General features: G+C 69.3%; 12 protein-coding genes. 5 read left to right on the forward strand and 7 right to left on the reverse strand.

Annotated features, from left to right (window positions below; genetic code table 11):
• Window positions 1-2: 2 nt before the first annotated feature.
• On the reverse strand, window positions 3-2,438 hold the full coding sequence (gene hrpB, locus MC45_RS09740; protein WP_038662405.1) for an ATP-dependent helicase HrpB: 2,436 nt from the start codon (window positions 2,436-2,438) through the stop codon (window positions 3-5).
• Window positions 2,439-2,525: 87 nt separating this feature from the next.
• Between hrpB and MC45_RS09745 the strand changes: the two genes are divergently transcribed.
• Together MC45_RS09745 and MC45_RS09750 are read left to right on the forward strand one after the other, a co-directional pair.
• Window positions 2,526-2,849: a hypothetical protein gene (locus tag MC45_RS09745; RefSeq protein ID WP_038662407.1), complete on the forward strand. Its 324-nt coding sequence runs from the start codon at window positions 2,526-2,528 to the stop codon at window positions 2,847-2,849.
• Window positions 2,850-3,040: 191 nt separating this feature from the next.
• The gene (locus MC45_RS09750) at window positions 3,041-3,976 is read left to right on the forward strand and encodes a cation diffusion facilitator family transporter (protein ID WP_038662409.1); all 936 of its coding nucleotides are present in this window, start codon (window positions 3,041-3,043) and stop codon (window positions 3,974-3,976) included.
• Between the two features lie 17 nt (window positions 3,977-3,993).
• Here the strand turns inward: MC45_RS09750 and MC45_RS09755 are convergent, their stop codons facing one another.
• The gene (locus MC45_RS09755) at window positions 3,994-5,004 is read right to left on the reverse strand and encodes a polyprenyl synthetase family protein (protein WP_038662412.1); all 1,011 of its coding nucleotides are present in this window, start codon (window positions 5,002-5,004) and stop codon (window positions 3,994-3,996) included.
• 101 nt (window positions 5,005-5,105) lie between these two features.
• On the opposite strand from MC45_RS09755, the gene MC45_RS09760 reads away from it, so the two are divergent.
• From MC45_RS09760 to tmk, 3 genes are read left to right on the forward strand one after another with little or no spacing between them, the layout of a single operon-like run.
• The gene (locus tag MC45_RS09760; RefSeq protein WP_038662415.1) at window positions 5,106-5,384 is read left to right on the forward strand and encodes a chorismate mutase; all 279 of its coding nucleotides are present in this window, start codon (window positions 5,106-5,108) and stop codon (window positions 5,382-5,384) included.
• Between the two features lie 23 nt (window positions 5,385-5,407).
• On the forward strand, window positions 5,408-5,791 hold the full coding sequence (locus tag MC45_RS09765) for a DUF2147 domain-containing protein (RefSeq protein WP_052075603.1): 384 nt from the start codon (window positions 5,408-5,410) through the stop codon (window positions 5,789-5,791).
• Window positions 5,791-6,429: a dTMP kinase gene (tmk, locus tag MC45_RS09770; protein ID WP_038662419.1), complete on the forward strand. Its 639-nt coding sequence runs from the start codon at window positions 5,791-5,793 to the stop codon at window positions 6,427-6,429. Before MC45_RS09765 ends, tmk begins: the two co-directional genes overlap by 1 nt.
• A gap of 32 nt (window positions 6,430-6,461) precedes the next feature.
• Here tmk and MC45_RS09775 read toward each other — a convergent pair whose 3' ends face one another.
• The 5 genes from MC45_RS09775 to MC45_RS09795 all read right to left on the reverse strand — a co-directional run bounded on the left by MC45_RS09775 (window position 6,462) and on the right by MC45_RS09795 (window position 12,108).
• Window positions 6,462-7,238: an enoyl-CoA hydratase gene (locus MC45_RS09775; protein WP_038662422.1), complete on the reverse strand. Its 777-nt coding sequence runs from the start codon at window positions 7,236-7,238 to the stop codon at window positions 6,462-6,464.
• 11 nt (window positions 7,239-7,249) lie between these two features.
• Window positions 7,250-8,293, reverse strand: a complete 1,044-nt coding sequence (locus tag MC45_RS09780; RefSeq protein WP_038662426.1) for an enoyl-CoA hydratase/isomerase family protein — start codon at window positions 8,291-8,293, stop codon at window positions 7,250-7,252.
• A 149-nt stretch (window positions 8,294-8,442) separates the two neighbouring features.
• Entirely contained in the window at window positions 8,443-9,939 is a 1,497-nt protein-coding gene (locus MC45_RS09785) for an alginate export family protein (RefSeq protein ID WP_081974401.1), read from the reverse strand.
• Window positions 9,940-10,052: 113 nt separating this feature from the next.
• Complete coding sequence (locus tag MC45_RS09790; protein ID WP_038662429.1) at window positions 10,053-11,402, reverse strand: dicarboxylate/amino acid:cation symporter; 1,350 nt, start codon at window positions 11,400-11,402, stop codon at window positions 10,053-10,055.
• Between the two features lie 211 nt (window positions 11,403-11,613).
• Window positions 11,614-12,108, reverse strand: coding sequence for a methylated-DNA--[protein]-cysteine S-methyltransferase (locus MC45_RS09795; protein ID WP_038662432.1), 495 nt, complete (start codon window positions 12,106-12,108; stop codon window positions 11,614-11,616).
• Between the last annotated feature and the right edge of the window lie 348 nt (window positions 12,109-12,456).

The following is a 12,456-nucleotide window of genomic DNA, read 5'->3' on the forward strand; positions in this document are numbered from 1 at the left end:
CCTTAGCGCGTCCCGGCGGCGCGCGCATCCGCCTTTTTGGTGCGCAGCGTCGCGGTCGCGGCGGCGGGATCGTCGGGCCAGGGATGTTTGGGATAGCGGCCGCGCATCTCCTTCGCCACCGCGCTCCAGCTCCCCGCCCAGAAGCCCGGCAGGTCGCGCGTCGTCTGGATCGGCCGGCCCGCGGGCGAGGTCAGGCTGAGCACCAGCGGCACCCGCTCCGATCCGATCCGCGGATGCTCGGCGAGCCCGAACAGCGCCTGCACGCGCAGCTCAACTTTGGGGCCGCCCTCCGCCGCATAATCGATGGCGTGCGTGCTGCCGGCGGGGCTCGTGAAATCGGCGGGCGCGAGCCGGTCGACGTGCCGCATGCCGTCCCAGCCGATCAGGTTGCGGATCGCATCGGTCAGCGCACCGCCGGGGATCGCGTCGAGCCGCCGCTTGCCCGCGAGCAGCGGCGGCAGCCATTCGTCGAGCCGCTCGACCAGCATCGCGTCGAGCCCGATCCCGGCATAGCGCGCGCGCGCTTTCAGCACCTCGCCGCCCTCGCGCCACGGCAGCAGCGCGAGGCCATGCGTCTGCACGCCTTCGAGCAGCGCCGCCGCCACCGCCGCGGGATCGGCCTGCGAATCGGGTCCGGACGACAGCCGCAGCGCGCCGAGCCGCCGCTCGCGCAATGTCGTCACGCCACCGGTCGCCGGATCGAAATCCACCGTCCGGTGCGTCTCGATCCGGTCGGCGAACAACCGTTCGATCGTCGCCAGCGTAATCGGCGCGGCGGCGAGGATGCGCGCGCCCGACGCCGCCCCCTGCGTCTCCGCCACCGCCAGCCAGTCGCTGCGCGCCAATGCGGTCGTCGGATCGAGCCGGAAGCCGCGTCCGCCGACCGACGCCCAATATTCGCCGCTGGCATCGCGCGCGCGCGCGATCCGGTCGGGGAAGGCAAGCGCGATCGCCACCTCGACGCCCTCGGCGCTGCCGCCGTCGCCGACCAGCTTCGCCCATCGTTCGGCGAGCTTGCATGCCGCCACCGCCTTGGTGCCGCGCTCGCCACGCCAGCGCCGCAACCGCGCGTCGAGATCGGGATCGTTGCCGCCGAGCCCGCGCTCCGACAGCAGCACCGCGACCTCGGCGGCGATCCGCCCCTGCCCCATCTCGCCGGCGCGCAGCAGCATATGCGCGAGCCGCGGCGGCATCGGCATCGCCGCGATCCGCCGCCCGTGCACGGTCGGCCGGCCATCGCCGTCGATCGCCGCCAGCGCCGTCAGCCGTTCGCGTGCCTCCGCCACCGCCGCGGCGGGCGGCGGATCGAGAAAGGCGAGGTCGCGCGGATCGTGGACGCCCCATAGCGCCGCGGCGAGGACGAGGCCGGACAGATCGGCCTCGAGGATCTCCGGCGGATCGAACCGCGGCAGGCCGCCGGTGGCCGCCTCCTCCCACAGGCGATAGGCTACGCCCGGCCCGAGTCGCGCCGCACGGCCGGCGCGCTGGATCACCGCCGCCTGGCTCGCCCGCTCGGTCACCAGCCGCGTCATCCCCGCGGCACGATCGTAGCGCGGCCGTCGCGCCAGTCCCGAATCGACGACGATGCGGATGCCGTCGAGCGTCAAACTGGTCTCGGCGATCGAGGTGGCGAGCACCAGCTTGCGCCGGCCATCGGGCTCGGGCTTGATCGCGGCACGCTGCGCGGCGGGATCGAGGCTGCCGTGCAGTTCGTGGATGACGATATCGTCGGGCAGCCCCGCGAGCCGTTCGGCGGTCCGCTCGATCTCGGCGACGCCGGGCAGGAAGGCGAGCACGCCGCCCTCCGCCTCGCCGAGCGCGCGGCGGATCGCGCTCGCCATCGCATCCTCGATCCGGCCGTCGCCCGCCCGGCCGAGGTGGCGCAGCGCGAGCGGATAGCTGCGCCCCTCGCTCTCGATCACCGGCGCATCGCCGAGCAGGCTGGCGAACCGTGCACCGTCGAGCGTCGCCGACATCGCGACGATGCGCAGGTCGGGCCGCAGCGCCGCTTGCGCGTCGAGCGCCAGCGCGAGGCCGAAATCGCCGTCGAGGCTGCGCTCGTGGACCTCGTCGAACAGCACCGCCGAGATGCCGGCGAGTTCGGGATCGCTCTGGATGCGCGCAACGAAGATGCCTTCGGTCACCACCGTCACCCGCGTCGCGGCGGAGCGTCGGCTGTCCATCCGCGTCGCATAGCCGAAGGTGCCGCCGACCGCTTCGCCGGCCAGCGCCGCCATCCGCTCCGCCGCCGCCCGCGCCGCGAGCCGCCGCGGCGAGAGCAGCAGGACCTCGCCGCTGCACCAGTCCTCGCGGAGCAGCGCGGGTGCGACCGCGGTGGTCTTGCCCGCCCCCGGCGGCGCGACGAGCACCGCATTGGGCCGCGCGCGCAAGGCGGCGAGCAGATCGGGCAGGACGGCGAGGATCGGCAGGTCGGTCACGGTCGCGGCGCCATGCCATGGATCGCCGCGCGACGCGATACGCCCGCGCTGCTATACCCCCGTCGTTCATAACGAAGGAAACACATCATGGGTCTGTTGGACGGCATCCTCGGCCAGGTGGCCGGCAATCCCGCGATCACCAATCTCGCCGAACGCATCGGCCTGTCGCCCGAACAGCTGACCGCGGCGATCAGCGCGCTCGGCGAGGCGCACACCCAGCCCGGCGACACCGTCGCGGGCGCCGCCGATTCGACCGGCCTCTCGCCCGACGTGCTCCAGCAGATCCTCGGCCATCTCGGCGGCGAAGGCGCGCTCGGCAATCTCGGCGCGCTGCTCGGCGGCGCGAACGGCGAACAGGGCGGCCTCGGCGGCCTGCTCGGCGGCCTTGGCGGGATGTTCGGCAAATCCTGACGCCGAACCACCGTCATGCCGGACTTGGTCCGGCATCCGCTTCCTATCGAGCCGGAAGAAGCAGGACCCCGGCGAGAGGCCGGGGTGACGAACCTCGCCGCCAGATGACGAAAAGGTCATCGCCCGCGTCCTAGTATCTCCCGCCCCGCGGATGATAGGCATGGCACCACGACGGCAGCCGGACGGGACCATTGGGCGGACATCATCACCACGGACACGATCACGGCGGCCACGACCACGGTCATAGCCACGGCCACGGCCATTCCCACGCCCCCGCGTCGTTCGACCGCGCCTTCGCGATCGGGATCGCGCTCAACATCGCCTATGTCCTCGCCGAAGGGGGTGCCGGGCTGTGGACCGGCTCGGTCGCGCTGCTCGCCGACGCCGGCCATAATCTGTCCGACGTGCTCGGCCTCGCCGTCGCCTGGGGCGGGGCGGCGCTGGCGCGGACCGCGCCGACCAAGCGCTTCACCTACGGGCTGAAAGGATCGACGATCCTCGCCGCGCTCGCCAATGCGCTGTTCCTGCTCGTCGCGCTCGGCGCAATCGTGACCGAGGCGGTGCAGCGGCTCGGCAACCCGCCCGTCGTCGCCGGCCTCACCGTCTCCGTCGTCGCCGGCATCGGCATCGCGATCAACGCCTTCACCGCCTGGCTGTTCGCGCGCGGGCGCAAGGGCGACATCAATATCCGCGGTGCCTATCTCCACATGCTGAGCGACGCGATGGTGTCGGCGGGCGTGGTGCTGGCCGGCGTTGCGATCTGGGCGACCGGCCTGGGGTGGATCGATCCGCTGGTCAGCCTCGTGATCGCCGCACTGATCTTCTGGCAGACCTGGGGCCTGCTGCGCGAGACGGTCGAGATGAGCCTCGCCGCGGTGCCGCGGGCGATCGATTACGATGCGGTCACCGGCGCGCTCGAGGCGCTGCCTGGCGTGACCAAGGTCCACGACCTGCACATCTGGGCGATGTCGACCACCGAGCCGGTGCTGACTGCGCATCTGGTGATCCCGACCGGTCATCCCGGAGACGGTTTCCTCGTCGCGGCGCGCGGCATGTTGCACGAGCGGTTCGCGATCGGCCACGCGACCTTGCAGGTCGAAATGGGTGGGGAGTGCGTCGCGTGTTGAAGCGCGCCCCCTAGCCCTCAATAGGCCCGCGCGACCGCGAACTCGACCGCCTCGATCATCGCGTCCTTGGCCTTGCCGTTGGCGAAGCCGCCGATCGCGTCGATCGCGCGCTGGCCGTAATGGCGGGCGCGGGCAAGCGTGTCGTCGACCGAACGCGTCTTGCGCACCAGATCGATGGCGTGGGCGAAATCCGCGTCGGACTGGCGCCGCCCCTCGATCGCGTCCTTCCAGAACTTGCGATCCTCCGCGTCGCCGCGGGCGTAGGCGAGGATCACGGGCAGCGTCATCTTGCCCTCGCGGAAATCGTCGCCGGCATCCTTGCCCATCGTCCCCGCGTCCGACACGTAATCGATCGCGTCGTCGACGAGCTGGAAGGCGATGCCGAGGTTGCGGCCATAAGCGTCGAGCGCCAGTTCCTCGCCCTCGGGCCGTTCGGCGACCACCGCCGAAATGCGGCAGGCGGCGGCGAACAGCGCCGCGGTCTTGGCGTTGATGATGTCGAGATAGCGGTCCTCGCCTAAGTCGACGCGGCGCGCGGCGGTGAGCTGGTTGACCTCGCCCTCCGCGATCACCGCCGAGGCGTTCGACAGGATCTTCAGCACCTTGAGGCTGCCGTCCTCGACCATCAGCTCGAAGCTGCGGCTGAACAGGAAGTCGCCGACCAGCACGCTCGCCGGATTGCCCCAGATGATGTTGGCGGTGCGCTTGCCGCGGCGCAGGTCCGACCCGTCGACGACGTCGTCGTGGAGCAGCGTTGCGGTATGGATGAATTCGACCGAGGCGGCGAGGCGGTGGTGCCGCGTGCCGGTATAGCCGATCAGCCGCGCGCTGCTGAGCGTCAGCATCGGCCGCATCCGCTTGCCGCCGCCGGCGATGAGATGCCCGGCAAGTTCCGGGATCAGCGGGATTTGCGACTGCATACGGTCGAGGATCACCGTGTTGACGGCGTTCATGTCCCCCGCGACGAGCTGGAGCAGCGGCTCCAGCGACGGTTCGCGGTTGTCGAGGCGATGGATGGTTGCGGTCATCTCGCCCTGCGCTGTGGCCTCTCGCCTTCGCGAACGCAAGTCTTGCTCGCGGGTGCAACACACCCCATGGGAGGCGGACAGCGACCAAGGAAAGGCGAGGCATGAGCGACGACGTGCTGCAGGGATATCGCAAGAGCATCGACAACATCGATGCGGCGCTGGTCCATCTGCTCGCCGAACGGTTCAAGGTGACGCAGGCGGTCGGCCGTCACAAGGCGACCTCGGGCCTGCCCGCCGCCGATCCCGGCCGCGAGGAACGCCAGATCGCGCGGCTGCGCCGGCTCGCCGAGGAGGCGGAGCTCGATCCCGAATTCAGCGAGAAATTCCTGCGCTTCATCATCGACGAGGTGATCCGTCACCATCAGCAGTTGCGCGGCTGAGCGCGGCCGACCATCTCCCGTCCGTGATCCTGTCCCTGCTCCTCGCCGCCGCCGCGCCGGCGGTCCCGCCGTCGGCGGCGATCCTCGGCACCTGGCACAATCCCAAGAACAGCGTCGCGGTGCGAACCGGGCGCTGCGGCGACAAAGTATGCGGCTGGGTGATCCGCGCCAGCGACAAGGCGAAAAGCGACGTCGCCGACAAGGGGTATCCGCCGCTGATCGGCACCGCCTTGCTGCGCGACTATAAGGCGGACGGCAAGCGGCGCTGGTCGGGACAGATCTATGTCCCCGATATGGGCCGGGCATTCGGATCGAGCGTCACGATGGTGGACGGCGACACGCTCAACGTACGCGGCTGTCTGATTGGCGGGTTCATCTGCAAGTCGCAGATCTGGCGGCGCGACTGATGGCGGGGGCGTTCATCGCCGTCGAAGGCGTCGACGGCTCGGGCAAGAGCGGCGTCGTCCGCCGGCTCGTCGCCGGTCTGCAGGCGCGCGACCACGACGTGGTCGGCACCCGCGAGCCGGGCGGCACGGCGCAGGGCGAGGCGTTGCGCGGGCTGCTGCTGGCGGGCGAGGACGCCGCCTGGGAGCCGCGCGCGGAACTGCTGCTGATGACCGCGGCACGCGTGCAGCATGTCGCGCGCGTCGTGCTGCCGGCGGTGGCGGCGGGGCGGGTCGTCGTGTCCGATCGCTACGCCGGGTCGACGCTCGCCTATCAGGGCGCCGGGCGCGGCATGTCGGAAGCGCTGATCCGCGAACTGCACGCCGCGATGGTCGACGATCTGTGGCCGGACCTGACTTTGGTGCTCGATGTCGATCCGGCGGTGGGGCTGGCGCGCAGCCGCAAACGTCTGTCCGACGGGGGGATCGACGAAGGGCGGTTCGAGAGCCTCGACCTCGCCTTCCACCAGCGCATCCGCGAGGCGTTCCTGACGCAGGCGGCGGCAGCGCCGGACCGCCACGCGGTGATCGACGCAAGCGACGCACCGGGAGCGGTGCAGGCGCAGGCGCTCGCCGCGGTGGAACGGTTCCTGACGCGGTAAACCCCTCCCCTGAAGGGGAGGGGTTTAGAGCCTTACCGCCCCGTCCACGCCCCCGGCCGCTTTTCGACGAACGCCGCCATGCCTTCCTTCTGGTCCGCGGTACCGAACAGGCCGTGGAACAACCGCCGCTCGAACTGCACCCCCTGCGCCAGCGTCGTCTCGAACGCGGCGTTGACCATCTCCTTGTTCGCCAGCACCGCGAGCGGCGCCATACCGGCGATCGTCGCGGCGGTCTTCATCGCTTCCTCGACCAGGTCCGCCGCGGGGATCACCCGGCTCACCAAACCGGCGCGCTCCGCCTCGGCGGCATCCATCATGCGGCCGGTGAGGCACATCTCCATCGCCTTGGCCTTGCCGACCGCGCGGGCGAGCCGCTGCGAGCCGCCCATACCGGGGCTGACCGCGAGCTTGACCTCGGGCTGGCCGAACTTGGCGGTGTCGGCGGCGAGGATGAAGTCGCACATCATCGCCAGCTCGCAGCCGCCGCCGAGCGCATAGCCCGCCACCGCGGCGATGATCGGCTTGCGCGTCGCGGTCAGCGTCTCGTATCCGGCGAAATGGTTGCGGCCGTACATCGCGGCGAAGTCCATCGCCTGCATTTCCTTGATGTCCGCCCCCGCCGCGAACGCCTTGGCGCTGCCGGTCAGCACCGCGCAGCCCTGATCGAGATCGGCGTCGAACGCCGCCAGCGCGGCGAGCAGGTCGGCGAGCACCTGCGCGTTGAGCGCGTTGAGCGCCTCGGGCCGGTTGAGCGTGATGAGCGTGACGCGATCGCGCCGCTCGACGAGGATGGTCTGATAATCGGACACGGCGGCTCTCCTTATGCGGGCGTCCACGCCTCGCCCTCGGGCATCGGCGCGAAAATCTGGTCGATGACGTGGTCGGTGACGTCTTCGGCGGTCGGCGGCTGCCAGCGCGGCGTCTGGTCCTTGTCGACGATCACCGCGCGCACCCCTTCGAGGAAGTCGTGGCGCTGCACGACGCGGCAGGCGACGGCATATTCCTGCACCATCTCGTCGGCGAAGCTCTGCATCAGCCCGCCGTCGTAGAGCAGCCGCAGCGACACCTTCATCGCCTGCGGCGACTTGGTCCGCAGGATGGCGAGCTGTTCGGCGGCAAAGGCGCCGTCGTCGGCTTCAAGCGTCGCCAGCACGTCCTCCAGCGTGTCGGAGGCGAACAGCCGGTCGATCTCGTCGCGGTGCGACAGCAGCTTGGCGGCCGGCGGCGTCACGGCGAGCCGATCGAGCGCACCGTCGATATCGCGCGGATCGGCGACGATCGCCGCCTTGGCGGCTTCCACCGCGGCGGCAGGCAGATAATGCGTCGCGAGCCCCAGCGCATGCGCCTCGGCGCCGTCGAGGCGATGGCCGGTAAGCGCGAGGAACTGACCGATCCGTCCCGGCAGCCGCGCCAGATACCAGCCGCCACCGACATCGGGGAACAGGCCGATCCCCGTCTCCGGCATCGCGAATCGCGTATTCTCGGTGGCGATGCGGTAGCGGCAGGGCAAGGCGATGCCGACACCGCCGCCCATCGTCACCCCATCCATCACCGACACCGTCGGCTTGGCATAGGTGAAGAGCCGGTGGTTGAGCCGGTATTCGCTGAGGAAGAAACCGCGCGCCGCCGCGCCGTCGGTCGCGCCGCTCTCGCTCAGCATGCGGATGTCGCCCCCGGCACAGAAGCCGCGCCCCTCGGCATGGTCGAGCAGCACCGCGGCGACGTCGGCGTCGCTCCGCCACGCCTCCAGCGCGGCGAGCATGCCGTCGCACATGGCGCGGTTGAGCGCATGCAGCGCCTTGGGACGGTTGAGGCGCAGCCGGCCGACGGCACCCTCTGTCTGGATCAGCAGGTCATCGCTCATCCCCCGCCTTTGACCCGCGCGGGTCGCGGCGTCCATACCGGATCGACGAAACCGCGTGCCTGTACGGCGTGGAATAGTCCGTCGCGGACGGGACGGCACAGCAATGGACCGCATCGGTCAACGAGCAGCGCGGAAGCTTCCGGGCCTCCTCAGAAGCGGAAGCTGAGCCAGCCGGCCATGAAGTCGGAACTCTTGAACCCCGCCTTGGACAGCGACGGGCCGGCGGCGAGATGCTCGTAGCGGCCGGTGAACGACAGGCGCGGGCTGATCGACCAGACCGCCTGCAGCCGCATCACGTCGCCGATCTTGGCATCGCCGACGCGCTGCGTGCCGGCGAATGGCTGGCCGTTGGCGCGATAGACCGCGTCGGTGACGCTATCGCGCCACGCGAGCTGATATTCGGCGGTGACGCGCACCGTCTTCACTGGCGAGAAGGTGAAATTTGGGGCCACTGCGATCAGGTTCGACGGGGTCAGGAACAGGCCGTAGCTGTAGTAGATGTTGTTGCCGAACGGCGCATAGGCATCGCGCAGCTTGCCGTCGCCGTACCCGCCGCCGCCGCTCGCATAGTCCATATGAATACCGACGCGCGGCGCGGTCTTGGATCTGCCGAGTCGGTAGGTCTGCGCAAAGAACAGCTGCCAGGCGTCGATGTCCTGGTTGATATAATGGCCGTATTGATGGTTGATCGTCCAGTCGACCGTCACCGGGCCGGCATCGCCATAGATATGCGTGCCGACATAATAGCGCGTCGCCGGGCCGATGCGGCCGCCCCAGGCGCCCACCGTATTGCGTCGCCGCCAGAAGAACGGATCGACGAAGATCTTCGAGCCGCCGAACCAGCCGTTCGGCACGGCATAGCCCAGCGTCACGCCTGAGAAACGCCGTGCCGGATCGCTGATGTCGTCGTCGGTGCCGAGATCGCCATATTGCGTCGGCTTGAAGTCGAAGAGATCGGCGCGCACCCGGCTGCCGCGTGCCCAGGCGCGGATGCCGTTGAGCGTGTAGCGGATGGTATTGTTGTCGCGCTGCGAGGTCAGCAGATTGGGACCGTCGGTGAATTCCTGCCGGCCGTAGCGCGCACCGATCGCGATGCCGTCGACTTCGGCATTGCCCTCGACGAACGCCTGTTGCAGCACGAGGTCGTTGCGCAGCGTCGCCGCCGGCGCGCCGAGCTCGACGCCGGAGATGCCGCCATGCGCGATCTCGGCGAAGGCGCGGAAATGCGGACCGACGTGCAGGTCGGCGCCGCCGACGATGCGGTTGATGTCCTGCCGCTGCGCGCGCGAATCGCGCAGATTGGGGTTGGTGGTGTGGTTGACGCGCAGCCGCACCTCCCCCGACAGCGTCAGATAGACATCGCCATCGCCATCGAGCGGCAGGAACTTGAGCCGATCGAGGAAGTCGTCGCGCTTGGCGGGATCGCGATAGCTGCGCCAATCCTCCGCCCAGCGCGACAGATTGAAGCCGTTGGTGGTCGCGCCGTCACCCGCGGCGGCGGCGGGATAGCTGGTCACCGTCGGCGTCGCGGGATCGCGGGTCTGGCCGGATTCGCTCGGCGCGACGCTGGTCTGCGCAGTGGCGGCGGTGGTGACGAGGGTGAGCAGAGCAGTGGCGCCGGCGAGGGCGCGAGCACGGAGCAACATGGGGATATCCTTATGGGCGATCGTCGCCCTCACCCGTCGCCGCCTTCCTCTCTGTCCCTCCCCGGTCGGGAGAAGGATGAGGGCGCGGCGACCGACGGGGAGGACGCGACGCGTTATTCGGCGGGCACCGCCTCGGCGGGCAGCTGGTCGACGCGCAGGGCCTCGCCATGCAGTGCGGCGTGGAGCTGCGCGGTGTCGAGCCGTCCTTCCCAGCGCGATACGACCACGGTCGCTACCGCATTGCCGATGAAGTTGGTCAGGCTGCGGCATTCGCTCATGAAGCGGTCGACGCCGAGGATCAGCGCCATGCCGGCGACCGGCACGCTCGGTACGATCGACAGCGTCGCGGCGAGCGTGATGAAGCCCGCACCGGTGACTCCGGCCGCGCCCTTCGACGACAGCATCGCCACGCCGAGCAACAGCAATTGCTGGCCGAGCGTCAGGTCGACGTTGCACGCCTGCGCGATGAACAACGCTGCCAGCGTCATGTAGATGTTGGTGCCGTCGAGGTTGAACGAATAGCCGGTCGGCACGACGAGCCCGACGATCGACTTGGGGCAGCCGGCGCGCTCCATCTTCTCGATCAGCGCGGGCAGCGCGCTTTCCGACGACGAAGTGCCGAGCACCAGCAGCAGCTCCGCCTTGAGATAGGAGATCAGCCGCAGGATCGAGAAACCGCACAGCCAGCTCACCGTGCCGAGCACGACGAGGACGAACAGCAGCGAGGTGAAATAGAAGGTGCCGACCAGCATCGCGAGATTGGCGAGCGTGCCGACGCCATATTTGCCGATGGTGAAGGCCATCGCGCCGAACGCGCCGATCGGCGCCGCCTTCATGACGATGCTGACCACCTTGAAGAAGGCGAGCGAGACGTCCTCGAGCACGCTCAGCACCTTGGTGCCGCGATCGCCGATCAGCGCCAGCGCGATGCCGAACAGGATCGAGACGAACAGCACCTGCAGGATGTTGCCCTGCGTCAGCGACGACAGGAACGTGTCGGGGATGATGCCGGTCAGGAAGCCGGTGATCGTCGATTCATGTGCCTTCTCGGCGAATTCGGCGACCTTGCTGGTGTCGAGGCTGGCGGGATCGATGTTGAGCCCCGCGCCCGGCCGCACCACGTTGGCGACGATCAGGCCGACGATCAGCGCGAGCGTCGAGAAGAACAGGAAATAGACGAACGCCTTGCCGGCGACGCGGCCGACCGCGCCGAGATCGCGCATACCCGCGATACCAGTGACGATGGTGAGGAAGATCACCGGCGCGATCACCATCTTGACCAATTTGATGAAGGCATCGCCGATCGGCTTCATCGCCTCGCCGGCCTGGGGTGCGAAATGGCCGAGCAGGACGCCGGCGACGATCGCGACGAGCACCTGCAAATACAGTTGCGCATACCAGGGCTTGGCGGCCGGGGGTAAGACGGGTCCTCCGGACGGCGTCGCGGCGACGGTGATGCTCATGGGTGCCTCTCATCCTCTATGACGGCGCAGATCGGCTCTTCTGGCCGTGGTGCGTCGCCGGACAATGCCGCGATCCGCACCGGGCAGGCAATGCCACGAACGGAAGTTAAGAATCGTTTGTTTTCAACTGCTTATCCGCGCGCCTCATCGCCCGCTCACGCGGCGGGGCACGGCGGGAGCAGCGATGTGTGCAGAAAGTTGCACAGGCCGATCACAGCGGCAATTCGCCGGCGCGCCGCTCCAGCGCGAGCAACAGTGCCTTGGCCGGCAGGCCGCCGGCGAAGCCGGTGAGATGGCCGGCGCTGCCGACCACGCGATGGCAGGGCGCGACGATCGACAACGGATTGCGACCGTTCGCCGCGCCGACTGCACGCGACGCCGCCGGCCGCCCGATCGCACGCGCTAGGGCACCATAACTGCGCGTCTCGCCATAAGGGATGGTCAGCAGCGCCGCCCATACCTGTTTCTGGAAAGCGGTACCCCGCCAGTCCAGCGGCAGATCGAAGGCCGTGCGCTCACCAGCGAAATAGCCGCGCAGCTGGCGGGCGGCCTCGACGAGGATCGGATGATCGCCGCCGGCGGCGAGCGGACCGAGGCGAACGCGCAACGGATCGTCGTCCGGCCACAACACCGCAACGAGACCGACGTCGCTCGCCACCAGCGTCAACGTACCGACTGGCGAATCACAGGGGATCGAGAAGAGCATAGCGGGAGTATATCAGCGCAGGGGCCGCCGGAGCAGCGGCGCGAGAGCCACGCAGCCGGAAGGCAAAGCGCCGTGGCGCTACACACGTCCCACCCACCCCGTCACCCCGGACTCGTTCCGGGGTCCACCTCGCGGCGAGGAGAGTGGTTTTAAAATGGATCGCTGGCTTGCGGCCGGGTGGACCCCGGAACAAGTCCGGGGTGACGGATCTCATGTGGAAGCGGTTCGAACCTCGCAGGCCGGCGTATGGGACGAGCCAAGGCTCGCGCGGATAAATGTCCCTTATCAATCCCTTCCCTGCGCCCCGCCGCATCGCGCTAACCATCTATTATGTCTTACTTATCGACA

It is taken from the genome of Sphingomonas taxi (genome assembly GCF_000764535.1).
Classification (GTDB): Bacteria; Pseudomonadota; Alphaproteobacteria; order Sphingomonadales; family Sphingomonadaceae; genus Sphingomonas; species Sphingomonas taxi.